24 protein-coding genes are annotated in these 23,741 nt (G+C 67.1%); 10 read left to right on the top strand and 14 right to left on the bottom strand.

The genetic code is table 11. The annotated features are described in order from the left end of the window. The first annotated feature begins 522 nt into the window (after positions 1-522). The 3 genes from K1T34_RS41005 (at position 523) to K1T34_RS41015 (ending at position 5,605) form a co-directional block, all read left to right on the top strand. Positions 523-816 carry a hypothetical protein gene (locus K1T34_RS41005; protein ID WP_220247659.1) on the top strand — a complete coding sequence of 98 codons (294 nt, stop codon included), beginning with the start codon at positions 523-525 and terminating at the stop codon, positions 814-816. Between the two features lie 1,211 nt (positions 817-2,027). Continuing rightward, positions 2,028-3,179, top strand: a complete 1,152-nt coding sequence (locus K1T34_RS41010) for a site-specific integrase (RefSeq protein WP_220240059.1) — start codon at positions 2,028-2,030, stop codon at positions 3,177-3,179. Then, a complete protein-coding gene (locus K1T34_RS41015; RefSeq protein ID WP_220240060.1) occupies positions 3,176-5,605 on the top strand; it encodes a site-specific integrase in 2,430 nt (809 codons plus the stop codon). The genes K1T34_RS41010 and K1T34_RS41015 overlap by 4 nt, the downstream gene beginning before the upstream one ends. On the opposite strand, the gene K1T34_RS41020 is transcribed toward K1T34_RS41015, so the two are convergent. Further along, positions 5,592-6,512, bottom strand: a complete 921-nt coding sequence (locus K1T34_RS41020) for a helix-turn-helix transcriptional regulator (protein ID WP_220240061.1) — start codon at positions 6,510-6,512, stop codon at positions 5,592-5,594. The genes K1T34_RS41015 and K1T34_RS41020 overlap by 14 nt on opposite strands. Positions 6,513-6,618: 106 nt before the next feature. Between K1T34_RS41020 and K1T34_RS41025 the strand changes: the two genes are divergently transcribed. Then, entirely contained in the window at positions 6,619-7,833 is a 1,215-nt protein-coding gene (locus K1T34_RS41025) for an MFS transporter (RefSeq protein ID WP_220240062.1), read from the top strand. Positions 7,834-7,859: 26 nt separating this feature from the next. Here the strand turns inward: K1T34_RS41025 and K1T34_RS41030 are convergent, their stop codons facing one another. From K1T34_RS41030 to K1T34_RS41065, 8 genes are all read right to left on the bottom strand, one after another. Continuing rightward, a complete protein-coding gene (locus K1T34_RS41030) occupies positions 7,860-8,276 on the bottom strand; it encodes an OB-fold nucleic acid binding domain-containing protein (protein ID WP_220240063.1) in 417 nt (138 codons plus the stop codon). Between the two features lie 477 nt (positions 8,277-8,753). Further along, positions 8,754-10,046 (bottom strand): ArsB/NhaD family transporter, encoded by a 1,293-nt coding sequence (locus K1T34_RS41035; protein ID WP_220240064.1) that lies wholly within the window; start codon positions 10,044-10,046, stop codon positions 8,754-8,756. 28 nt (positions 10,047-10,074) lie between these two features. Further along, positions 10,075-10,521 carry a CBS domain-containing protein gene (locus K1T34_RS41040; RefSeq protein ID WP_220240065.1) on the bottom strand — a complete coding sequence of 149 codons (447 nt, stop codon included), beginning with the start codon at positions 10,519-10,521 and terminating at the stop codon, positions 10,075-10,077. 909 nt (positions 10,522-11,430) lie between these two features. Next, positions 11,431-11,964 carry a class IV adenylate cyclase gene (locus tag K1T34_RS41045; RefSeq protein WP_220240066.1) on the bottom strand — a complete coding sequence of 178 codons (534 nt, stop codon included), beginning with the start codon at positions 11,962-11,964 and terminating at the stop codon, positions 11,431-11,433. A 33-nt stretch (positions 11,965-11,997) separates the two neighbouring features. Continuing rightward, positions 11,998-12,480, bottom strand: a complete 483-nt coding sequence (locus K1T34_RS41050; protein WP_220240067.1) for a hypothetical protein — start codon at positions 12,478-12,480, stop codon at positions 11,998-12,000. Positions 12,481-12,813: 333 nt separating this feature from the next. Next, positions 12,814-13,584: a recombinase family protein gene (locus K1T34_RS41055; protein WP_255637932.1), complete on the bottom strand. Its 771-nt coding sequence runs from the start codon at positions 13,582-13,584 to the stop codon at positions 12,814-12,816. Positions 13,585-14,106: 522 nt separating this feature from the next. Continuing rightward, the gene (locus tag K1T34_RS41060) at positions 14,107-15,042 is read right to left on the bottom strand and encodes a DUF5996 family protein (RefSeq protein WP_220240068.1); all 936 of its coding nucleotides are present in this window, start codon (positions 15,040-15,042) and stop codon (positions 14,107-14,109) included. Between the two features lie 190 nt (positions 15,043-15,232). After that, entirely contained in the window at positions 15,233-15,526 is a 294-nt protein-coding gene (locus tag K1T34_RS41065) for an alpha/beta fold hydrolase (RefSeq protein WP_220240069.1), read from the bottom strand. 10 nt (positions 15,527-15,536) lie between these two features. Between K1T34_RS41065 and K1T34_RS41070 the strand changes: the two genes are divergently transcribed. From K1T34_RS41070 to K1T34_RS41080, 3 genes are all read left to right on the top strand, one after another. Continuing rightward, entirely contained in the window at positions 15,537-15,749 is a 213-nt protein-coding gene (locus K1T34_RS41070; protein WP_220240070.1) for a hypothetical protein, read from the top strand. Further along, a complete protein-coding gene (locus tag K1T34_RS41075; RefSeq protein WP_220240071.1) occupies positions 15,734-15,910 on the top strand; it encodes a hypothetical protein in 177 nt (58 codons plus the stop codon). The genes K1T34_RS41070 and K1T34_RS41075 overlap by 16 nt, the downstream gene beginning before the upstream one ends. 101 nt (positions 15,911-16,011) lie before the next feature. After that, positions 16,012-16,761, top strand: a complete 750-nt coding sequence (locus K1T34_RS41080) for a hypothetical protein (RefSeq protein WP_220240072.1) — start codon at positions 16,012-16,014, stop codon at positions 16,759-16,761. A gap of 238 nt (positions 16,762-16,999) precedes the next feature. Here the strand turns inward: K1T34_RS41080 and K1T34_RS41085 are convergent, their stop codons facing one another. Together K1T34_RS41085 and K1T34_RS41090 are read right to left on the bottom strand one after the other, a co-directional pair. After that, positions 17,000-17,845: a phosphotransferase gene (locus K1T34_RS41085; RefSeq protein WP_255637933.1), complete on the bottom strand. Its 846-nt coding sequence runs from the start codon at positions 17,843-17,845 to the stop codon at positions 17,000-17,002. Positions 17,846-18,946: 1,101 nt separating this feature from the next. Beyond that, positions 18,947-19,471, bottom strand: a complete 525-nt coding sequence (locus K1T34_RS41090; RefSeq protein ID WP_220240074.1) for a hypothetical protein — start codon at positions 19,469-19,471, stop codon at positions 18,947-18,949. 231 nt (positions 19,472-19,702) lie between these two features. On the opposite strand from K1T34_RS41090, the gene K1T34_RS41095 reads away from it, so the two are divergent. After that, the gene (locus K1T34_RS41095) at positions 19,703-20,185 is read left to right on the top strand and encodes a hypothetical protein (protein ID WP_220240075.1); all 483 of its coding nucleotides are present in this window, start codon (positions 19,703-19,705) and stop codon (positions 20,183-20,185) included. Between the two features lie 89 nt (positions 20,186-20,274). Here the strand turns inward: K1T34_RS41095 and K1T34_RS54870 are convergent, their stop codons facing one another. Then, entirely contained in the window at positions 20,275-21,165 is an 891-nt protein-coding gene (locus tag K1T34_RS54870; protein WP_370643503.1) for a hypothetical protein, read from the bottom strand. 221 nt (positions 21,166-21,386) lie between these two features. Here K1T34_RS54870 and K1T34_RS41105 point away from each other — a divergent pair, with 221 nt between their 5' ends. Further along, a complete protein-coding gene (locus K1T34_RS41105) occupies positions 21,387-21,938 on the top strand; it encodes a hypothetical protein (protein WP_220240077.1) in 552 nt (183 codons plus the stop codon). Then, entirely contained in the window at positions 21,923-22,111 is a 189-nt protein-coding gene (locus K1T34_RS53945) for an ATP-grasp domain-containing protein (protein ID WP_255637934.1), read from the top strand. The genes K1T34_RS41105 and K1T34_RS53945 overlap by 16 nt, the downstream gene beginning before the upstream one ends. Positions 22,112-22,128: 17 nt before the next feature. Here the strand turns inward: K1T34_RS53945 and K1T34_RS41115 are convergent, their stop codons facing one another. Together K1T34_RS41115 and K1T34_RS41120 are read right to left on the bottom strand one after the other, a co-directional pair. Beyond that, positions 22,129-22,905 (bottom strand): rhomboid family intramembrane serine protease, encoded by a 777-nt coding sequence (locus K1T34_RS41115; RefSeq protein ID WP_220240078.1) that lies wholly within the window; start codon positions 22,903-22,905, stop codon positions 22,129-22,131. Between the two features lie 172 nt (positions 22,906-23,077). Beyond that, positions 23,078-23,233 carry a hypothetical protein gene (locus K1T34_RS41120; RefSeq protein ID WP_220240079.1) on the bottom strand — a complete coding sequence of 52 codons (156 nt, stop codon included), beginning with the start codon at positions 23,231-23,233 and terminating at the stop codon, positions 23,078-23,080. Positions 23,234-23,741: the final 508 nt, after the last annotated feature.

Here is a 23,741-nt window from a genome sequence, read left to right on the forward strand (position 1 = left end):
AGCGCCACACGCTGCGCGGCGAGATCCTGCTTATCGACACGAGTGTCAGTGCAGGTGTCAGGCGCCGCCGGTATCCGAGTCGCGCAGAGCAGTTTGAACACGGTAAGCGATACCGGATTCCGTCACTCGATCGGAGGCACGGAGACTTCACCGACGGCACAGGGGTTGTGCGAGATCGAGAAACCAGCGCCACGGCGGCGGGCCTGAGGGAGATCGAAAACCGGTGTGCGGCTGCCAGCGCCGTGGGCGCCGCACTGTTGTTCCGGCGGTCTGAGCAGCAGCTGTGCGGCCACGGCGACGCGCCGGTGCAGAGTTAACCGCACCTGCGCGCCGATGGGCGTCCTATCTGGCCTTTTCGGACTCAGCGTTCGGCTGGGCGGTAGCTGAGTGAGGGTCGCCACCGGCTCTCACCGACGTCATCCTGATCAGCTATTCGCCGGGAGGTGAGAGCATCGTGGGCGTTCGCGAGGAGCAAGAAACTGCCGACAGACGGGCCTGGCTTCATGCGAAGATCGATGAGTGATGCCCGAGGACGCTCAGGACAACTTGCGATACCTGCTGAACCAGTGGGATCCGATCGGCGTCGCGGACGAAGTGGACGACGAATATGACTGTGTGATCGCGCCGTTGCTGTCGCGTTTGGCGGCTGGGGCGGGACGCCCGGAGATCAGCGAGTTCCTCTGGCACGAACTTACCGATCACTTCGGGTTGAGCGATCCTGCAGCCAACTGTTCTGACCGGATGGCAGACCAGTTGGTGGCGTGGTGGGCTGCGCTCAGCAGGCCCTCAGCAGAGCAGAACCGGCTTTCGCAGTAGGCGTAGCGCCCACCGACCGGTCAATCACCATCAACGATACCTGCCGGGGCCCTGGAGCGACCGTCCTGCCGTTGCGCAATGGAGCTCGGGATATTGACCTGCTCGATGCTTGGGGACGGCGTGTCGACGGAGCGCGCAGAGCGCGAGGCTAGCGCGCTGGGGCTCGAATGTGGTCATCGGAACCGACCTCGTGCTGCTCGCCACCGAGATTCGGCCCGGGTAGAGCTCGCGGAGAGGTGGCGCGCCTCGCCGACCTTCTGACCCCCACGCCTTCGCGTCCAGCTGTGACCCGGCGGCCGTAACAAACGTTCGTCACCCACCGATTCGTGGCCGTACGGATCTGATCAGATGAGGGGGGGCTGACGTCGGTCTTTAACCCGCTGGTGGTGGTGACGCTGCCGCTGCTGGTCGCGACCCTCGTGATGCTCGTGGGTGGCTGGTGAAGATTGGCCGGTACCTTCGACCACGACGCCGGGTTCGACCGGCCAGTAGGTGAAGTCCTCGCGACGTCGCTGCCGAGCCGGGGTCCGGAGCTGTCGGGCTCCGCGAGGTGTGTTGCCGTAGTCGAGCACCAGCGGGAACAGTCGGTGCCCGGGCAGCGCTCAGGCGCGTTCAGCCGCCGGCTGCGCCGTCGATTCCGCATGGGGAACCTCCGGAAACTGTCCCCGGACCGGGTCGCCGAGGGCTGTGAACATCGCGCCTCACCAGTCACCGGGACGAAAAGAACCACCGGTATGAACACCGTATGTCGGCATCGGCTCACGAATACGAACGTCCCGACGTCAACAGCCGGATGGCCTACAACCGCCGGAGTGAACTACCCAGCACGATCCATAGCGGGCACGCCCGTGCGCACCCTGCTGGTGGCCTCACCTGAAGTCCCGGGACGTCGTCGCCAGCGATTTCAGGTCCAGCGGCGTGACCTTGTCGGCCACGATCGAGACGGTGCCTTGCCCGACTTGGGCGATGCCGCGCACGAGCAGCGCTGGGCTGGACAGCCATATTTGACGGTCGCGGCGCCACACCGTTGACCGGACTACGAGGCGACACGCCGGTGCGTCGTCAGCTGACCCCGGACGCAGGGTTCGAGACTTCGGTCGTCGTGATCGCCGAAGTCGTCGGAGTGCGTTGTGCCTGCTCAATCGCCGCTGGATTTTGTGCGGTTGCCCCGTTGGGGGCGGGTTGTTCCGTGGTCGAGTGGCCCGGCGTGGATGGTGGTTGATCCGGACGACGCGGTCGTGCCGGCGATCGCGGAGTTCCTGGCCGATCTCGCGGCCCGGCCCACCAGCGCGGCCAGTGTCCGCAGCTACGCCTACGACCTGTTGCGCTGGTGGCGGTGGTTGCGGGTCTGCGGCGTTGAGTGGAATCGGGCGACCACGGCGGAGGCTCGCGGGCTCGTGCTGTGGCTGTCTCGGGCCGTCAAGCCACGGAAACATCCACGGACGGTGTCGGCGTCGACGGCGGGCACGGTCAACCCGATCACGCGTAAGCCGCACCTCGGGAATGGGTATCAGCCGCGGACAATCCGGCACAGCAACGCGGTGATCCGCAGCTTCTACGAATTCCACCGCGAGGATGGCCGGCGCGGACCGCTGCTGAACCCGATGCCGTTGGACGCGCACGCCTGGCGCGGCTACGACGGCGCCTTCGAGGGCCGGCCCCGGACCGAGGGCCGGATCCGCTTCAACCCGCGGATCCCGCAGCGGCTGCCGCGCGCCATGCCAGATGAGCAGTGGAACACAGTGTTCGGCATGCTGCGCTCGCACCGCGACCGCGCGATCATCGCCATGGGCGTGAGCTCGGCGGCCCGGCCGGCCGAGTTACTGGGCATGACGGGCCCGGACGTCGACTGGGGCGAGCAGCAGATCCGGGTCGTGCGCAAGGGCACGCGTGCTGAGCAGTGGCTGCCCGTCAGTGCCGAGGCCCTGGTGTGGCTGCGGCTCTACCTGGCCGAGCTCGGCGAGCTCGCGCCGACGGTTCCGTTGTGGCAGACACTGCGACGGCGCGACCGCGGGTGCGGGCTGACGCGCCAGCCGCTGAGCTACGACTCGCTGCGTGCCGTGTTCCGACGGCTCAACGCGGCCCTGGGCACGAACTGGACGCTGCACGACTTGCGCCACACGGCGGCGATCCGGATGTCGCGCGACTCGCGGCTGTCGATGCGCGACGTGCAGGTGATCCTCGGACACGCACACCTGAGCACGACCGCGGAGGTGTACCTGGTGGAGGACCAGGCCGAGGTCCTCTTGCGAGCTGCGGAACACCTGGCCGCTCTGGCCGCCGCGCCTGCCCCGCAGCCGAGACCGGCCGCTCCGTACGCGGCCGCGGATCTGCAGGTGCTGTTCGGGGGCGAGCTCCGGTGACGTCGATCGAGACGAAGCGCACGAAGGACTGGATGATCGACCTCGCGCACCTGCTGGATCGTCCCCGCGTCGGCCGCGGTGACCAGCTGACGATCGATGAGGTGCTCGAGCTGCCGACGCGCTCGCCGCTGTGGGTCGCGGTCGACGTCAAGGCGAACAACGCGACGATGGTTGAGTTGCGGCGCCTGATGAGCTGGCTGGCGGGCTTCCCTGGCGCCGGTTGGCAGCACCGGTGGCAGGCGTCGGGCGCCGATGCCGGTCTGGATTGGCTCGGTACTGTGCCCGATCACCGTCCCTTCACCAGGGCGGTCCGCGAGGCGCGGATGCGGGCGTTGTCGTGGCTGCTGCTGGAACAGGTGGTGCTGCCCAGCTATGACGCGCTGCTGGCCTATCGCCCGCACGACTTGCTGGTTCGCTACCGCTTTCTGCATGAACCCGAGTCGTACGAAGCTCTTGCAGCCGGCACGGACAAGCTGAAGCTGCAGCAGAAGTACAGCCTGCCCGCGCTGGTGGTGATCACGAAGATCGCCATCCACACGGGACGCCCGCCGAGCCAGATGACGGCCGACGACGTTCTCGAGATGTACGCCTGGGCAATGCAGTACACCGGCCGCTCGGGCAAACCGACTCAGGGCATGCACGCCGCGTGGCAGATGCTCACCACGATCGGTGTCACTCCGGGAGGCAGCACGTTGCGGTACACCGTGCTGCACGGCCAGCGCCCGACCGCCGACCTGGTCGACGCCTACCGCGTGCAGTCGGCTGAGATCCGCGACTTGTTCATCCGCTACCTCGACGAGCGGCGCCCGGCTCTGGACTACACCTCGTTCCGCGGAGACGTGAGCCTGCTGGTCGGGCAGTTCTGGGCCGACATCGAACGCCACCACCCGGGCATCGACACGCTGCACCTGCCCGACGACGTGGCTGCGGCGTGGCGCGATCGCGCGCGCGTCGTGACGCTGCCCGACGGCACCACCCGCCCACGTGAGGAACGGCTGGGCCTCCTCTCGCGCGTCCGCAGTTTCTACCTGGACCTCCAGCGTTGGGCGGTGGAAGACCCGTCGTGGGTGCGCTGGGCAGTGCCCAGCCCGGTGCGCGCGAGCGACTGCCGAGGGTTCGCGCGCAGCCAGCGCGCCGCACGGTCGCGGATGCACCAGCGCATCCGCGAACGGCTGCCGCACTTGTCCCAGATCGCCGATGTCGCAGACCGTCTCCGCGCAGAGTCGGCGACCCTGCTGCGCGCCACATTGGACTGCGCGCCCGGTGAGGAGTTCACCGTCGGCGATCGGCGATACAGGCGCATCTTGCCCAAGATCGCACAGCGCACCCGCCGCCTGCGCGACGAACTCGTCGGTGCTTACGTCATCGAAGCCGGGGCCACCGATGTGGTCGACGTTGCCGCCCGCGAGGACGAGTTCTTCTGGGCGTGGGCGGCGATCGAGACGCTGCGGCACACCGGCGTGCGTGTGGAGGAACTGCTTGAGCTGACCCAGCTCGCGATCGTGTCGTACCGGCTCCCGGACACCGGCGAGGTGGTTCCGCTCTTGCAGATCGTGCCGTCGAAAAACAACCAGGAGCGGTTGCTGCTGGTCAGCCCCGAGCTGGCCAGCGTGCTCGCCACGATCGTTACCCGGCTGCGCGTCGGCAACGGCGGCGCCGTCCCGCTCGTGCCGCGTTATGACCACCACGAGCGCACGGTCGGCCCGCCGCTACCGCACCTGTTCCAACGCCAGCGCGGCAGTCGCCGCACCGTCATCAACCAGAGCACGATCAACAGTCTCATACGCGGCGTGCTGCGCGAAGCCGGCGTCCGTGACGCGGCCGGGGAGCCGATTAGCTATGCCGCACACGACTTCCGCCGGATGTTCGCCACCGACGTCGTCACCAACGGGCTGCCCGTCCACATCGCCGCGCGCCTGCTCGGCCACGCCTCGCTGGACACGACCCAGGCCTATGTCGCGGTGTTCCAGGACGACCTCGTCCGCACCTACCGCGCCTTCCTCACCGACCGCCGTGCCGCCCGCCCCAGCGAGGAGTACCGCAGCCCCACGGAGGAGGAATGGCGCGAGTTTGAGCAGCACTTCCAGACCCGCAAGCTGGAACTCGGCACCTGCGGGCGTCCCTACGGCACCCCTTGCCAGCACGAGCACGCCTGCGTCCGCTGCCCCGTACTGCACGTCGATCCGCGTCAGCGCGGCCGGCTCGCCGAGATCATCGCCAACCTCCGCGACCGGATCACCGAAGCCCGGATGAACGCCTGGCTCGGTGAGGTCGACGGGCTGACCGCCAGCCTGAACGCAGCGACCACGAAACTAGCCGACCTCGACCGGTCCACCCGTGCCCGGGCGGGCGGACCCGTCACGATCGGGATGCCCGTACTAAGGCAGTCACCCCCGCCGTCGGGCACCCCCGTCACGGACCGCTGATTTTCCGGAGTTCGCCGGCGTGGGTGAGGTCGTAGCCGCCGAGGTTTGCGATGGTGGTGCGGACGGTGGGGTTTCGCAGGGCTGTGCGCAGGGGTTGGGCGACGCCGAGGGCGGATTCGGGGAGGGCGATGTCGTAGGACTCCCAGGTGAGGGGGATGAAGCCCAGTTCCAGTTCTGCGGTGTGGGCGCGGATGCCGAGGCCGGTGTCGGCGGTGCCGGCGGCGATGGCAAGGGCGATTTCGAGGTGGGAGTTCAGTTCCGGGCCGGTGATGGTGTGGGGCGGGATGTTATGGGCGATGAGGAGTTGGTCGAGCAGGACTCGGGTGCCGGCGCCTTGTTCGCGGCGGGCGACGAGCAGGCCGGCGAGGTCGGCCGGGCTGTTGAGGTTGCGGGGGTTTCTCCGTGGGACGAGGAGGCCTTGTTCGCGGCGCCAGAGGTGGAGCAGGTGCGGGTTGTGGTCGTGGAGCAGGGCTCGGGCGAAGGGGGCGTTGTAGTCGCCGTTGCGGTGGCGCAGGTGGATGGCGGCGCCGTCGGCTTCGCCGCGGGCGAGGGCGCGCAGCGCGTGGAAGCTGCCGCGGGCGCCGACGGGTGTGACGGCGGATGTGGTGTGGGCGAGCAGGATTTGCAGGGCGGGGTCGTCGCTGCCGGCGAGGCGGAACACGCGGTCGGCCTCGAGCAGGCGCGCCGCGGCGACCTGGGCGCCGGTGGCGACGCGGGCGCGGCGGCGGTCGGCGACGGTGATGACGCGGGCGTCGGCGAGGTGGCGGTAGGCGCGCACGATGGTCGAGGAGGTGGCGCCGAGCTCGGCGGCGTAGGTGCGCACGGCGGGTAGCTCGGCGCCGGGCGGCAGGTCGCCGGAGCGGACGCGCTGCGCGATGTCGGTGGCGATGTCGAGGTAGCGGGCCACGTTCCCTGCTTCGGTCAGTAGGAACACAGTTCTGTTCTGGTCTTCATCCTAGTGGCTGGTGAGCTGCAGAAGTAGTCTGCCGATTCTGTCGCTGCTGCTGTTGTCTATGGCTGTGAGCGACGCGGTGAAGACGGCGAAACGGCCGTGGTTGACCCCTGGGGTTGGTGGGATCGGCACGGCGAGTTTTCTCGCGGACGTGGGTCATGAGGTTCCGACGGCGCTGATGGCGAGCTTCGTGACCAGCACCTTGGGCGCCCCGGCGGCGGTGCTCGGGTTGATCGAGGGCATCTCCGAAGGGCTGGCCGGCACCGGCCGGTTCGTCGGCGGAGCGCTGGCGGATGACCCGGGACGACGGCGACGGGTCGCGGTCGGCGGCTATACCGCGACCGCGGTGCTGTCGGCGTTGATCGGCGTGACGTCGTCGGCGGTGCAGGCGGGTGTGCTGCGCGGAATGGCGTGGGCCGCACGCGGGCTGCGGGTGCCGGCCCGCAACGCGCTGCTGGCCGACGTCGTACCCAAGCACGCCTACGGGCGGGCGTATGGGTTCGAGCGCACGATGGACAACCTGGGCGCGATCGTCGGGCCGTTGCTCGCGCTCGGGTTGGTCGCGTTGGTCGGGGTCCGGACGGCGATTGTGCTGTCGGTGATCCCGGGAGTGATGGCGGCGGGCGCGATCGTCTTCGCCATCCGGCAGGCCCGGTTGCCCCGCGTCGCCGAGCGGCGCAAGCTGCGGTTCCGGATCCGCCCGGTGATAAGAGGCCGGCTGGGTCGGGTGATGGCCGGGTTCGCCGCGTTCGAGGTCGGCAACGTCGCCGCGACTCTGCTGATCTTGCGGGCCACGGATCTGCTTGCCCCGAGCCACGGGACGCAGAACGCGACACAGCTCGCGATCACGCTCTACATCGTCTACAACGTGGCGGCCACGCTCGTGTCCTTTCCGGCCGGGAGCTGGTCGGACCGTTTCGGGCCGCTGGTGGTGACGGCGGCCGGGGTCGCGGCCTTCCTGCTGGGCTACGTGGTGTTCGCGGTGTCGAGTCCAGCGCTTGTGGTGCTGGGGCTGGGTTTCGCGCTGGCCGGGATCGGGATCGGCTGCGCGGAAACAGCCGAGCACGCCGCGGTGGCTGCGCTGGCGCCGAACGAGCTGCGCGGGTCGGCGTTCGGGCTGCTGGCCACCGTCCAGGCGCTGGGCAACGTGGCCGCGAGCGTGGTCGCCGGGGCGCTCTACACGTTCGTCTCGCCCCCGGTGGCGTTCGGCTACCTCGTCGGCTGGATGGGAATTGCGCTGGTCCTGCTGGGATGGGCAGGCCGCCGCGACCGCTGACTCGGCGACACCAAACGTTCGGCTGGCTAGCGGAAATCGCGAGACTTCGTCGCCAGCGACTTGAGGTCCAGCGGCGTGAACTGGTCGGCGACAATCGACACGGTGCCTTCGCCGACCTGCGCGATGCCACGCACCACAACCGCAGCGTGATTCATCAAAATCTTCCTACTCCGGTGAAACAGCCCGACCGACACGATGATGTTGGCCATGCCGGTCTCGTCCTCGAGGTTGAGGAAGGTGATGCCGCCGGCGGTGGCGGGGCGTTGTTTGTGGGTGACCGCGCCGCCGACCGTGATCCGGGTGCCGTCGGGGACGTCGAGGAGCTGGCCGGCGGGAATCGCGCCGAGCTCATCGAGGTGGATGCGCAGGAATTCGATCGGGTGGCGATCAGCGGTGATGCCGGTGGCCCACAAGTCCGCCGACGCCAGCTCGAAGGTCGTCACAGAACAACGAGAACCCGGACACGTGCGAGGAGCAGGCGACAGCGAACCGAGCACCATCACGGGCACGGACAATTCCAGTGCCGACGGGGATGGGTGCTTTCAGGCCCGCTGCTGGACGATGAGGAACGCGCCGCATCCTCCCCGCGCCGAGGTCCCTCATCGTTCGCGCAAGATCGGTATGCCGCGAAGGCGGCGCACCGCCGGACCGGAACGCGCGAAATACCTCAGCTCTCGCACTCTAACGCCCGCAGCACTACCCCGCGGCCCGGCCGTCACAGGAACGAGCCTTTCCGCGAGCAAGATCGACGACGCCTGTTACCGCGGCGAGCTGGTACCCGTCGTCGGCCGAGGACCTCTAGCCATGTGGCGCGCAAGCGCCAGTCCGGCGAGTTCGACGCGATGACCACCGCCACGTTCAAGCAGGGCGTCCGTGATGCGCTGGCCCAGGCCCACGTGCCTGATTGAGCTGTCGTCTCGTCATGCGAGGACGAAGTAGCGGAGCCAGAGATACGGCGCGGCGACGGCGATGGTGATGGCGGTGATGATCGCGCCTTTCTTGGTGAATTCCCAGAAGGTGATGGGTGTGCCGGCGCGGGCGGCGATTCCGAGCATGACGACGTTGGCGCTGGCGCCGATGGCGGTCATGTTGCCGCCGAAGTCGGCGCCGAGGGCGAGTGACCACCATAGGGCCTGGGAGTGTGCGGGGTCGGGGATGTCGTGGGTGAGGGCGAGGACGAGCGGGGTCATCGTGGCGACGTAGGGGATGTTGTCGATGATGCCGGACAGCAGTGCGGAGGCGCCGAGGATCAGCAAGACGGCCAGCAATGCGTTGCCGCCGGTGGCGTCAGCTGCGAGGTGGGCGAGGTTGTCGATGACTCCGGTCTTGGCGAGGGCGCCGATCATGATGAACAGGCCGGCGAAGAACAGCAGGGTCTCCCACTCGACGCTGGCGAGGTAGTCCTTGGGGCGGGTGCCGGAGATGAGGACGAGCAGGCCGGCGCCGAGGAGGGCGACCACGGACGGGTCCAGATGCACGACCGAGTGCAGGATGAAGCCCGCGAACACCAGCGTCAGGACGAGGCCGCATTTGAGCAGCAGCCGCGGCTGCTGGATGGCCTCGCGTTCGTTGAGTGTCATCACCTCGGCGCGGCGTTTGGGGTCGACGGTGAACGACCCGCGGAACAGCCACGGCAGCACGAGGGTGAACACGATCAGCACGATGAGGACGATCGGGCCGAGGTTGAGCAGGAAGTCGTTGAACGACAGGCCGGCGCGGCTGCCGATGATGATGTTCGGCGGGTCACCGATCAGGGTCGAGGTGCCGCCGATGTTGGAGGCGAAGACCTCGGCGATCAGGAACGGGGTCGGGTTGATGTCGAGGCGGTCGCAGACCAGCAGGGTGACCGGCGCGATCAGCAGCACGGTCGTCACGTTGTCGAGCAACGCCGAGGCGATCGCGGTGATGAGCGCCAGGAGGATCATCACGCGTAGCGGGGAGCCTTTCGCGCGTTTGGCCGCCCAGATCGCGAGGAACTCGAAGACACCGGTGCGGCGGAGGATCCCGACGATGATCATCATCCCGAGCAGCAGGAAGATGACGTTCCAGTCGATGCCGGTGTCCTGGGAGAAGAACGCGTCGGCCGAGCTGCTGACCCCGGTGGCCAGCACGGTGCCGGCGCCGGCGAGTGCGGCGACCATCTTCGGGATCTTCTCGGTCGCGATGAGCACGTAGGCCACGGCGAACACGGTGATGGCGATGACGGGGCTCACGCGAGCGCCTCGCGTGGGGCGCCGGCGGTCAGTGCGGAGTGAGGGCCAGCTCCAGCAGTCGGGACGCGGAGACGACGCCGATGAGGGTCTTGTCCTGCATCACTGCGACAAGCGGACAGCGCAGCCGGGCCATTGTCGCGGCGACCTCGACGATCGTGTCGTCGGCGTTCACCCGCGGCAGCTCCGTCGGCTCCTGGGGCAGCACCGACCGCACGGTCTTGCCTGCGAGTTTGTCCGCGGCGCGGTCGGCTATCGACTCGGTGAGCACTCCCGCCAGCGACGGGTCGTCGCACACGTAGCTCGGCACCAGGAACTTCACCACCTGCGAGGCCGGCAGTACCGACTGCGGGCAGCCAGTGGCATCCGTGACGACCAACCCGGGCAGCCGTCGCTCCGCCAGCAGCCGCGCGGCCGCAAGGGCATCGGAGTCCAGGTCGACGACCGGGTACTCCTCGGCCATCTCGGAGGCGTGCATCTTCCGACTCTACGACCAGCGGGACTCCGCCGCGCTGGCGCGCGGAGGAGTCCTGCGACGTTCTTGACGCTCCGCGGCGCCGCGCCGGCGCCGCGGCCGAAGATCGGTCGCCGCACCCAGCCACAGCAGGAGCCAAGCGGGAACCGGCGCACGTGACCACAGGGTGGAAGGCCGGGCGGTGGACGGTGGGAGACCGGACCGTGGAGGGGGTGACGCCGGTGGCGGGGAGGGGCAGAACGTGGCAGGGCCACCCGGTGCGGACGATCGGAGCGGGGGTCATCGGACTTCCAGGGGTCGGCGAGCCAGCCCGCACCCGGCCGGGTGCGGGCGAGCCGACCAGACTTCCCGGCACTCCTGGCCGTAAAGATGCCGCAAATATCCGCATCAGGCAAACTGCCCGGTCAGTTATCAGTCAGTCCAGCCGAGCGTTGTGTCGAGCTGGTAGAGGTTCTCGCCGAACTGATCACCGGCGGAGCTTGAGCCCTTCCAAGCCGGCCGCGGGAGCAACAAACGCCCGCTCCTGGCATGGCAAGGGAACCGTGTAGCAGAAACCGCGTTCCTCAGATCATGGCCCGAAAACTCGCGGGGATCGATGCACGTTACCCGGCTTGACGGTCCCCGACCAGCTACGCCCCAGCAGCCAGGGGAAGATGAAGAACCTCGCCAAGACGGCCCGCGATGATCGCGCCGCCGAGCCACCTGCACCGGTGTCTGACCGGTCCGAGTCGAGGGTGCCGCGTTCGCTTCCGGCACCGCCGCCGCGACCTCGTCCACCCGCGCCTGGACCCGCAGCAACTCGCGCTCGGCGTCGGTCACGCCGCCGGGCGCGAGCTGCTGCGCCGGCGCGCTGATCTCGTCTTCCTGCGCGGGCGAGAATCCGACCAAATGCGCACTCTGCCGGGGTTCTTGCTAGAAGGTCAGTACCTCGATGGTGCCTAGATCAATCCCGTAGTGCCTGTAGACCTTGGTCGTGTTCTCGCTCGTCAGTTGGTCCTCGGTGTAGCCGAGGAGGCCGGCCGTCCGGACGACGTCGGTTGCCGAGCCAGCCTCGATTTCAAGGTACGGCGGGATCCGCGGCCATTCGTCGATCTCGAGCTGTGTGCCGTCGAGTTCGAAGCTGGCGCGGCGGTTCTCCTGGTACGATTTTGGTGTGAAGCCGAGCAGGCCGAGCAGTTCGTTGGTGCTGGTGAAGTCGCTCACGGTGACCTCGACCTCGTAGGTGCCGTCGATCGCGTCGCTACGGATTTCCTTGACGCATAGCGTTGTCTCGCTGCCGGTATCACGTAGCCGGATCCACTTCGACTGGTCTCCCGGCGTGATGTCGTAGACGTGGCGCCGCATGAGCCGCGTGTCGCTGACCTGCTTGCCGCCCTTCTCCAGGATGAGTGCCGCGGTTGCCTGCGGGTCGATGTCGAGAATCTTGGCTTCGTGCTCGATCGGCACTGGCGTGTCTCCTTCGGTGTGGTGGCGTGGACCCTAGCGATCTACCGCGTCGAGCTCGGCGGCCTCGCGGGCGCGAAGCGCACGGATTTCTTCGGGCAGGTCGGAACGCAGGAACTCATCGAGGGGCCGGCACAGATCCATGCGTTGGATGCAGACGCCGACCTGGTAGAGGCCGGAGCGGTCGCGGTAGAGCCGTACGCCGTAGAAGCCCTCTTGGCAGTCGGTGTCGTTGTTGAAGGGGCAGCCTGCGCACGTCGGCGGTAGCCGGACCCTGCGGATCTTTTTGAAGAACACCCGCCGGCCGCCTGGTAGTCGGTACGCCGTGCGTGCGCCGGAGACGCCGGCCGTCAGATAGCGCGCTTCCGGAACAGCGCCGCGTTGCTCGAGTGCTGTCTCGATCGCGCGGATCGACGCTTCACCGTGATCGAGCGAGTTGAGTAATCGGACGGACAGGCGCGGCGAGTACTCGTCGAGGAGGCGGTGCACGCGGCCGATGTGGCTTTCGTCGGGAACCACGATGTTGGCGTCGACTCCGACGCCCGCTGCGAGCGCGGCGTTGATTGAGTCGGTTAATGCCTTGAGCTTCCGGGCTGCGCGTTCGACGTTGCGGTAGCGGTTGTGCTGGACTGCGCCCAGCTCCTCAGGCGTTGTCCCGAAGATCGAGAAGTTGACACGCTCCAGGCTTGCCTCGGCGCAATGCGGAAGGATTTCGCTGCTAGAGGGACTGCTCCAGGAGGGGACAGACTTCGCCGTCCACGTGCCGGTCCCGCCCGGTGCAGCTGACAGTGCGATGATCGACTACGACGAGTGGGCCGATGATCTCGACCGCGCCGTGATCCATTTCGGGCGTCAAGATTTCCCGCTGGTAGATCGACTGGTGCAGCGCTCGCAGCGGCGGTTCATTCCTGATAGCAGCGATCCAGTCGGAATGTCGCTGTACGGCCGCACGTTGCGCCTGCTCGGCGACCTGCGCCAAGACCAAGGGCACCTGCGAGGACCACTTTCGGCCAGCCACTGCTGATTGGGGTGCGGTCCGGCGTCGACGAGTTGGTAGCCGTAGGGGGGTCGTCCGCCGAGGTAGCGGCCTTGCTGGGTCGCTTGGTTGTGCATCGCGGCCAGGACCCGGTGGCGGGCGCGGAGGACTTCGCGTTGCGACTGGGTTGCCAGCAGCGCCATGAGCGCGCGGTGATCACAATTGCCGAGATCGACTGGCCCGTCTGTTTCGGGTAGCCAGAGCTGGATGCCGTGACGGGTGCACCAGGCATAGATCGTGGCGAACTGGCTTCCGGTGAAGGCGCGTTCGTATTCGCCGATCACGATCGCGTCGACTGCGGGCTTCGGGTCGGTGATCGTGGCCATGAGTTGGGCGGCTTGGGGTCGTTGTGGCCATGGGGTGCGGCGGGAGGTGCCGGCGTCGAAGTAGTCCGCGATGATCTGGCCGTGGCCGGTGATGAGGTGGTCGGCCATGTCGTGTTGCCAGCCGTGGGAGGACATGCGGTCTTGGTGGCGCAGGGTTGAGGTGCGGCCGTAGAAGGCGAACCGCAACCCGCCGCCAGGCTGGGGTGGGGGAGAGGGCCGGGTGGCTCTGCTGGTGGTCATCCACTGTGCGAGCACGTCCACCGTCTCTGTTGATGAGGGCGCTGACGTAGGGAGCGGTCGGGATGGGATCACGCTGAACGGATGCACCGGGCCTGGGTCCATGACGGTGAGCTGGGGAACGTTCGCCCGAACAGCGCAGCTGAGCTGGAGACAAGGCCAAGCCGTATACCGCTCTAGTCATCAACGTTCGGTAGCAGCGAGTCATCGTCGGTTTCGTATCTCATCTCATCCCCTTCTCTACCCGGTTTCTACCTTGGGCCACCGACAGAAAAGGTGCATCCGGGCACACCCGTCCAGGTGAACAACGCACAGGCCTGTCGGGGCGACGAAACCGCTGTGCCGGGCCCAGCGCCCGCCGCAGGGAGTGACTCGGCGAACGGCCGTGCGCGGATCGGCGGCGCGCACGGCCGTCCTGGGGACAGTGGCTGCCGGTCAGAGGCCCGTCGCAGCGTTGAGAAGCGTCGCCTGGCTGTCGTCCGCTTCGAGGGATCCTTCACGCGAACAGCGTCGCCACAGCTTCGTCGTTCACAATAGCCCGCGGCGTCAGCCGTCAATCGCGTGCGGCCGGTGTTCAAGTGCCTCGCGGTCCCATGCCCCGAGATCAGCTGCGGCGACATAGGTTGATCGAAGAAAGCTGAGGAGCAGTTCCTCTGGGTCTCGCGCTGTGCGCACGGCCTCGTACGGCAGCAGGAACTCGCCCAAACCCGCATCAAAGTAAGCAATGTCGGGTTGCACGCGGCGCTGCCGGTAGCCGTCGGGCTCGGGGTAGGAGTAGGCGTAGAAGGAGCCTTCCGCGCTGCCGCCTGGCCAAAACCCGCAACTTGCGAGTTCGTGGGAGTAGCCTTCCACCATCACACGGTCCGGACAGTTCGGAACTCCACCGGCGTGCCGTGGGGCGACGCGGCCGGAAAACCGGGTGCAAGCCAGGTCCATCGCTCCCCAGAAGAAGTGCACCGGGCTGCTTTTACCCATGAACTCGGCTCGGTACTTGCTCATGACGCGGTGTGCGGCCGAGAGCTGACCCCAGAATCGGCGGACGTGATCGTGCTCGTATGTGCGATGCGTGGTGTCTTCGGCGAAGGGGATTGCCTGCTCGACTTCCACGGGGGTCGCCCAGATCGACACTTCGATGCCCAACTTGGCCAGCGCCGCGATCGTCTCCCGGTAGAAGACGGCTACCGGCTTCGACTCGAGGGCCACATGACCGTGCGCGCCGTTGCTGACGCGGATGTTCAGGCGGTGTTCAACGAAGTCGAACTCCAGGTCGAAGAGCTGATCTCCGTTCGGGATCGATGACGTGGTGAGGCCTCTCGCAGAGACATACAGGGGAACCTGCCACCAGTGGTTGACCAGCGGCGTGTTGGCCATGCGGATCTTGCCCACGACCTGCGTCCACATGTGCAAGGTGTCGCGCGTGTCGATCCAGTCGTCGACCCGAAGCGCAGGCCACGGGTCCGTGACAGTGAGCTCAGAGGTCATCGTGACTCCGATCAGTGCCAACCGAATGTGGCACAGTGTAAGCGATTCCGGAGGAGGTCAAGGGCTGCACGTGCCTGGAAGATGTGGCCGGCCGACCCGTGCGATGGGCGCTGATCTTCGGCGCGCCGACGAGGCCGTGGGAGGGATCCAGCGGAGCGTGGCCATGCGCCGACCTGGTTTGCGTCGGTTGTTACCCCCCGACTGCCGCGGACGCGGCCTGCTGGATGAGAGCGGGCACGGCGGCGGGCTGGGATACGTAGATGGAGTGGCTGCCGACCGCTTCGACCACGGTCGAGTGGGTCCGCTGGGACATGGCGCGCTGCGCTGGTGGTGGGATCATCTTGTCGTCGGTCGCGACCAGGTACCAGCTCGGCTTGACCCGCCAGGTGGGTTCAGAAATCGGCCCGCTGAGGGTGTCCAGGCACAAGGAGAACGCCGATGGGACGTCGCCCTGCACGAAGGCGTGGGTCAAGGGCAGTGGCACAGAGCGCACCATGCTGGCCGGCTATGCCTCCGACGACACACTGATCGCCCAGGGCTATCCGCCGACGGACTACGTGGACAACGACCACGCCTCGGTCGTCGACAAGGCCACCCTCGACACCTACGCGACCAAGGATCTCGCTGCGTTCAAGGCCGCCACCGAGACGTGGAAGTGCAGCGTCTGGGTGGCGGCGCAACCGGCAACGGCGTGCAGCTGTCGCTGAAGCTGTCGGGCTGGGCGCTCGGCGACGCGCCGGTGTTCGGCGTCAGCGGGCACCCGTGGATCCCAGACGGCCAGTACCGGCGCCGGATCCTCGGTTCAGCAACGACACCGAAAGCACCGTCTCTCTGGAGTTCAGACGACCTTGGCGGTGACCTGACATGACCCAGCCGCCGGGAACAGGAACCCTGCTCGACCAGCCCAACGACCTGCTCCGCCAAGTTGCCGAACTCTCTCGTAAGTCGTAGGCGATGCCGGCCTGCCGGGTGGGGCTCTCGGCCTCCGTCGGGATCCCCACCGGCGACTCCATTGCCCCTGGGACGTGGGTCGCCCGAGAGGACTCACTCGGCTGGTTCACTTCGGGCAGCCCGAGCTACATCACGGTCGGCCTCGACGGGTATTACCAGCTCACCTACCACAGCACGGCCGGCGAGCTCGCGTCCGGCGCGACCGCCGCGAGCAAGATCCTGCGTAACGGCACCGTCGTGAGCTGCTTATCTGTCGCCTCCGACCTGGTGGTCTCGTCTGGTGCCGTGGAGGGGTGCGTCCAGAACTGCTTCCGGCCGAGAATCCAGCTCGCCGTCGGGGACAAGATCTACTGGAACAACTACGTCTCCACGATCGGCGCCACACTCGGCGCGTCGAGCCTCACCGCCGCTTCCTCCACCTCATTGGGGTTCAGCTCCCGCACCGCGGAGACGGGCGGCCATCTCCGCCATGACCACGTGGAGTTCGTCGAGAAGCTCAGCCGCCTTCGTCGTGAGCGCATCAACCTCTTCCGGCTCGTACTCACGGGGAACGCATTCGTCGTCGGGCTTCCTTGGGGTCACTGGGAACCTCGCTGGCTCGGATCAGCTCCTGGAGGATCGGGATCATCTGCTGGAGCGCCTGGATTTAAGGTGGCCTGGCACACGCAACTTTTGCGACATTCGAACAGATGTTCTAGCTTCGTGGTACCTGGCGGCCGGGAGGGGAAGTCCCGGCCGCCGGACCTCGCCGTTCAGGGGGACCGATGATGCCGACCATGTCCGCTCGCCGGTGGCTTGTCCACGCATGGGAAGACCGTCACGGCGAACTACGGCTCGACGGCACGAGCTGCCCGTTGCACGATCTCGCGCGGCTACGGCGGGGCGGGTACACGCACGGGTGGATGCTCACCCCCGCCGGGCGTGCCGAACGCGAGAGGATCCGCGCGCAGTCACAGCGACTGTGGAGGATGTCCAAAGACACCTGAGACGGCCGGGCTTTCCTTTGCTACTTGGTCAGGCGGTAGCGCGCGTAGACCCTCGCCGCCGCGCTGAGCCCGCTCGATCCGGGAAACGGTGAGGTCGCGCCGCGATAGCTCCACAAACCGGCGACGTAGCAGGCGAACGCGGCGACGGCTTTGTCCGTCCCGGACCAGGTGGGCGCGGTCTCGGCCCACCGTTCCGCCGCCGCCGGCGCGTGGCCGGCCGCGACTAGCCGGATCACGAGGAACGCCACGTCCACCCACGGCGCACCAGCTGCGGGCCGGCCCCAGTCGATTACCCGCACGCCACCTGCCGCATCGTTGATCAGGAACTGGTGCTCGTGGAGATCGGTGTGGAGTAGGGCCGCCCCGTCCAGCAGCTCCGGGGTGAGGGCAGACCACTGCGTCATCGCTGCGATGTCCCAGCCGGCCACCTCGTCGGGCTCGATCCGGTCGAGCTTCTCCCACCAGTCCGACGAAGCCCACCGCTGGCTGAGGGGCTGTGCCCAGCCAGCGGGACGACTGCCGATCTCCGCCATGGTGGCGGAGATGACGCCGAGGTCAGCCGAGTCCGGAGACAGGTCTGCGGGCCGGCCCTCGACGAACTCAGAGCCGACGATTAACCAATCCGGCTCGACGTCTTCGCTGAATTTGGTCGCTGGGGCGATCCCGGGCGCCAGCTCGCCGGCGGCAGCTTCGTTGCGCAGCCATCGCATCCGCGGACTGACGCCCGTCACGCCCTTCAGGAACACGTCACCCGAGCTGCCCCGGACGACGACAGCCAGGTTGCAGTTCTGGCCCTCGCCGACCTCCCGGACGACGGTGACGTCACCGAGGTGCACATGGACTGCATCCCGGACGGCGTCGGGCAATGCGTCCCATCCCGAACTCGCGCCCGACTTCGTCAGGCGAGCGGGGTTGCCGCAGGGCATTCGACCGGCTGATGTTGCAGTGGCCGGATGCTGCGAACTGTGAGGACAAACGACGGCTGCTACGGTTCGTGGCTACCGCTGCCGGCGAACGTCGGGTCGTAGACGGGGTGCTACCGCGCTCCAGGGTCTGGATTGTCGGCTGAGGAGGCAGCGTCACCGCACCGTCGGCTGGGGTGATCGGCAGGCGGCGAGACGTCGTCTTCGTGGAGGCTTGCCGTGACACCGTCAAGCTGTACACATTTCCTCGCAGAAGTGGACAAACTACACTCCTCTTAATGGGGGATATGAGTGGTAGAACGCGACCGTTATATGCAAAAGAGAACCGGCCTTCATCGAGGGGATCGTGTTCGTATTCGAGTTACTGGTCACAGGGATAGGTTCGGTGTGGATGTAGACGTCATTTCTCGGAAGCCATTTTATCCTGCATTTATTGATGCAGCGATAATCTCCGACGAGGCACCGTGGCTATCGCAGGACAAGTTTCCGGAAGTGGGCACGGAAATGGATGCTGTAGTGGTGGCGTTTATGCTTGGTGGTGAGCTGCGTTTGGACTCGAGAAAATCAATAGTAATGAAGTGGGAGAAGGATTCAGGGGGTCTATAACCGATCAGCGGCATAGACAGATGTTCTGCGTGTCGGTGCTCGACGAAGGAACGTCCCCCTGATGCGCTGTCGGGCTTGGTGTCCCATCGCAGGAGGAGGACGCTTGCGGTGAGGTGGCCGGCCTGTGCGGCTAGGTGGCGCAGGCATTCACGCACGGCGTCGTAGCGGATGGGCGGGCCGGAGCTACGGCTGGTCCTGATGCCGTGTTGGCCGATCATGTTGGCGACCCAGGTATCGGGCGTGACTTGGACGAGCTGTGTTGCTCCGAGCTCGAAGTCGGTGCGGGCCTGGTCGCGGTGCCAGCGACGGTCGGCAGCTTCAGGCTCCGGCCACCGCGTGGAGATCGCTCAACGCGTCGGGGCGGTTTTCTCGTTTCCGGGGACACATCCGCCGCAGCGCCGCGGCCGGACGTGAACCGGTCCGCGGCGCTGCGGTGGATTACAGGCGGCCTTCGAGGGTTTTCATCACTGCGGTGTATTCGGCGCGCATGGTGCCGTCGGGAGGATTTACCAGGGAGATCGTCGCGAGGCGGGTCTCACCATGGCTCGACTTGGCGACCACGATGTCGGTGCCGCCGTCCTTGGTGTCGCAGTACATCGCGGCTTCGTAGAGGGACTGCACGTCATCTGCGCAGGACTCGCTGAACAGCTGCAGCGCCTTCTGCGGGGAGACCAGCGACGGCACACCGCCGACCGTCAGGGTTCCCAGGTGGGTCCCGGGGGGATCGGCGAGGCGGTACTCGCAGTTGTAGGCGGTGAACTGGTCTTGGTGTGTCTGGGGCTGTTCACTGCTGGCGTCGACGTCCGTGTCATCGAACGTCTTCGCGAACTCCGCCGGGGACAAGAACGGGCACGCCGCACTGAGGTGTGCCGGAGAAACCGCCGGCACGAACGGCGCCGGGGGAGGGGCGCTGCTGCTGGTGGTGGTCGGCAGGCTGCTGCTGGAAGCCGGCGCCGCCGCCACAGCTCCGCTCCCACCGTTCGAGCACCCTGCGGCAGCCGCCGCCACGAAGGCGACGGCGATGAATCTTCGAGACAAACGCATGGCCTGAATCCTGCCGGACGTTCCCGGAATTCCCGCTGTCGGAGATCCACTCGTGATCACCGGGAGTGGCGATTTGGGAGACTTGTCCGCTGTGCGTAACATTTGCGCGATCTGGACCGGATTGCACGAGGGGACCGGCAGGATGAGGTGATGCCGGATCTGCTCTGGGACGAGGTCAGAAGCCTCTTCGATCCCCACCTGATGGGCGCGCTTCCCAACGTCTCGGTAGCCGACGCGTCGGCCGAGGACTGGCAAGCAGTGTTCGACCTCGTGCGGTCACGGGGGTGGGCGTGGGAGTACCGGCTGGACGATGTCGTCACGCCGTTGCCCAAGGCGGTCGAAGCGTTGGGTCATCCGGTCGATGCGGAGCTGCGGGTTTGGCCGGCCACGGGCGTGCTGGCGATCTTCCGGACCTACTCGCCTGATCAGATCGACTTTGACGTCGACCTACGGGAGTTGCAGGGCCAGACCGGAGTGAACGTCTTGTGCGACTTGCTACGCGCGATCGGCCAGACGCTCGGGAAGCCGGTGCTGCTGACCCCTGAAGGAGACTCAGGGCAAGCGGTCCTCGGGTTCGATCCGCGCGTGGACCGTGTCGTTCTCATGGCCGACCCCGATCCGCGAACCCGCTGACGAAGTCGAAGTCCCCTCGGGCTGGGCGGGCACTCGCTTCTGCGGCGTGCTGATGGGCAGCGTGTTGCGTCGAGGATCGGCTCGCAACCTCAGGTGTTGTGTCCGTCGGACCACCTTCGCTTGCCGCCGAGGCGTTGGTAGCGCTGGCGCATTCCCTGGCGGCTCAAGCCCTGTGCGGCGCCCAGCGATTCGAAAGTCTCGCGACCTGGCAGCCGGCGTCCTTCGTGCCGCCGCCGAACGTGCTGCTCGTCGTCAACGACCAAATTCCTCGCGGATCTTCTCGGCCGCGACGGCGCTAGGCGGTGGAACTCGGCAACGCCTTCGGCTGTGGTGGTGTCCACTGCGACGCGGTAGGCGGTGGCGTCGCTCGTCATCTCCCGGCTGTGCTCGCCGTTGGCGTACTCGGCCGTGAGGCGGAGCACGCCGCGACTCGGGTGCACGCGCGCGTAGGACGCGTCAGACACGTCCGGCAGGAAGAGGCCGATGGTCCTGCTGTTCGGCGCGGGCTTGAAGATTGCTTGGCGCTCGCCCAGCTCGGTCACACACATGTCGTGGACCGCCTGCTGTCGGGCAGTGGTGACGCGGACCCGGATGTGGTTGATCAAAGTGTCCGGCAACGCTTCGGCTCCGGTGCCATTCGCCGTTGGAATGGGCAGGTCCAGGCTCTCGGCCAGGTGCAATAAAGGAACTTTGACCTCGGGCGGGGTTTTGTCCGGGCGCCAGCCGCGCCAGGCGGTGTGGCGCAGGCGGTGTTCGCGCGGGGTGAACTGCCGGTAGACGACCTCGCCGACCAGCCTCGGTTCCACCCACCGCGCACCGCGCGCGCGATCGCGCGGCACCTCGTTCGCGAACGGGCTCGTCTCCCGGGCCAGCGGGGCGAGCTTCTTCTGGGCGTCGAGCAGGGCCTGGTGGGTGAAGCCGGCGCCAACGTCGCCGATACAGACCAAATCGCCCGTGGCGGGGTCGTGCGCGCCGAGCAACAGCCCGCCCATCAGGCCCTCGCGGCTGCCCGTACCCGGTGCTGGCAGGGCGACATGTCTGAACGTGTCGAATGCATCCCACCCTCAATCTGCGAGGCTTCGTGCGGTTCAGCTCATGCGGGATGTGCGGGGCGTAGCTCAGGTTGGGGCGGACAGACTGGTTGGCAGCGTGGGACAGCAACTCGTGTGACTTCAGTCGCGAGGTGGCTTATGGTGCCCCGGTGGTGGTGTTCGACGACGGTGTCCGGGGGACGCATCCGGAAGATTTTCAGCTGCTTCACAACGGGCATCTGCATCTGTTCCGACACGTGTGGGCGTTGTCTCGCCTCGTGACTGATCTTGCCGGGCTGGGGTATGAGGTCGTCGAGGTGGATGCGGCGTCGTGCGATGGTGCGGACGCCCTGCGCGACGCGGTGATTGCAGCGATCGCTGATTGGCCGAGTGACTACGGTCGTGACAGCTGGCCGGGTTTCAACGACGGCTTGATGGACTACTTGCTCACTGCGGAGCGTCCGCTCTTGGTCCTGACCCTGAAGGGTCTCGACCAGGTCCGGAGCAAGGACGAGGCCTCTATGTTGGCCCTGCTGGAACTCTTGGCATCGATCGCCCGATGGCATCTGCTGTTTGGTCGGCGGCTGATCTGCCTCATCGGAACCGATGACATCGAGTTCGACGTCGGTGCGCTGGGCGGCGAGCACCCCTTCTGGAGCCGCCACGAGTTTCTGCTCGCTCATCGCACGGGCGAACGCCTCCCGCCTTGGATCGCGTCCTGATCTCGCCCAAGCGGCTGTGTGAGATGGGCATTCCGTTCACCTCGGCTGAGGCGCGGACCTGGTGGGTGGACGGAGCCTGCCGGCTGGTCGGTCCCCATCCTGACACCCCGGACGACCTGCCGGACACCGACATCGACCTCGCGGCCATCGAACCGGGCCGCGCGATCAGCTGATCATCGTGTAGCGCCGGTCACTGGCCCATTTCCTTGCGGATCTGGGCCAGCCGGTCGGCCGGATCAACCTTGGGGGCCTTGCTCCGCGCGGGCATTTCGGTGGTGGCCGGGGCCGGGGTCTCGATCGTGGTCGTCGGCGGCTCGATCACCGGCACGGCGGCGATCACAGGAGTCGGAGCCGCGGCCTTGACCTGCCGCTTGCGCCGATCCCGGAAGATCCAGCCACCGGCCAAGCCGGCGGCGAAGCCGAACGCGTGGCCCTGCCAGTCGATGCCGTCGGTCGGCAGCAGGACCGTGAACTGGTAGGCGAAGCACAAGCCCATGACCAGGCCCAGGACAATGTCGATGAGGTGCCGGTCGAACAGCCCGCGCACGAGGATGTACCCGAAGTAACCGAACACCACGCCACTGGCACCCGCCGCGACCGAGTTCGGCTCGTTGGTCAGCCAGGCGCCGAGTCCGGCGACCACGACGATCAATGTGGTCACCCAGAAGAACTTCCGCACGCCGCGATAGGCCGACAGGAAGCCGAAGATGAAGAGCGGGCCGGAGTTGCCCTCGATATGCGCCCAGCTGAAGTGCAGGAACGGGGCACTGATGATGTCCGGGAGCGAGGTGACGTCGCGGGCGCGGATGCCGTAGTGCTGGCTGAGCTGGTAACTGTCGATGGCGTTGAAGATCTGGATGATCCAGATGAGGGCCAGGAAGCCGACCATCACCCACAACGCGCGCCGCGCCTCGGCGATCATGATCACGGGATCAGCGGCCTCCGGCTGTCTTCCGCTCTTGCTCATGCCGACCTCCACAACCCACCCCCGGCGCCGACCTGGCGCACGAGCCTCAGGGTAGCCGCCCGTGCTGGTTGTCCAGTCACTGCACGTAAAGGTGACCTCCGCACGGCGTGGGGTTGGTTTCAATTATCAGTGAAGTCATAGTCACAAAAATGGTGTCCGTTGTGGACTCCGGTCAGGCGTCCGGGGCCAGGCGGACGATTCGGTGGTCCTGGGCGGCCAGGCGGGCGGCTTCGATGACGCGCATGGTCTGGATGGCGTCGGCCGGGTCGACCGGGAATGCGGCCGCGCCGCGGAGGGCTTGTCTCGCCCAGCCTCCGGCTCGCAGCACGGCGGGGGTTCCTGAACGTCGGGAACGGCGTTCATTACGGCGCCCAATATCAAGTCCAGGTAGCGCTACCACGTCGGTGATCTGTCAGCAGCCCATCGGTTCACGAGGCATCTGCCTGGGCCGCTGAGACCTCGAGTTTCCTAGGCCAGATGACGACATCAGATGGCAGGCGAACGTCGCATATCAGCTGTCGGACCGCAGTTGCGCTATTTGGTCCTTTGCCGAACTTGGCTCTATGGGATCAAGGCGCCGCCGTCGGCGGCGCGTAGTCGCCGAGCGTTCGGCGGGCTCGCCCAGTGCGGCACGGACGGCCTGCCGCTCCGCTTCGGCCGCCGGCCGCGGGCGGCCCGCCGAAAGGAGCGTTGGGCAGCGCGCCGTCGTCGACGGCGAGAGATCCGTAGAGGCGCATACCGGCATATACGGCCGAGCCACGAAGCGCGTTACAGGCCGGTACGAGATCGTGACCGTCCGCTTCCTCGATCATTGATCGTTTAACACCGGCTCGCCG

Origin of the sequence: Amycolatopsis sp. DSM 110486 (assembly GCF_019468465.1) — a bacterium.
Taxonomy (GTDB): domain Bacteria; phylum Actinomycetota; class Actinomycetes; order Mycobacteriales; family Pseudonocardiaceae; genus Amycolatopsis.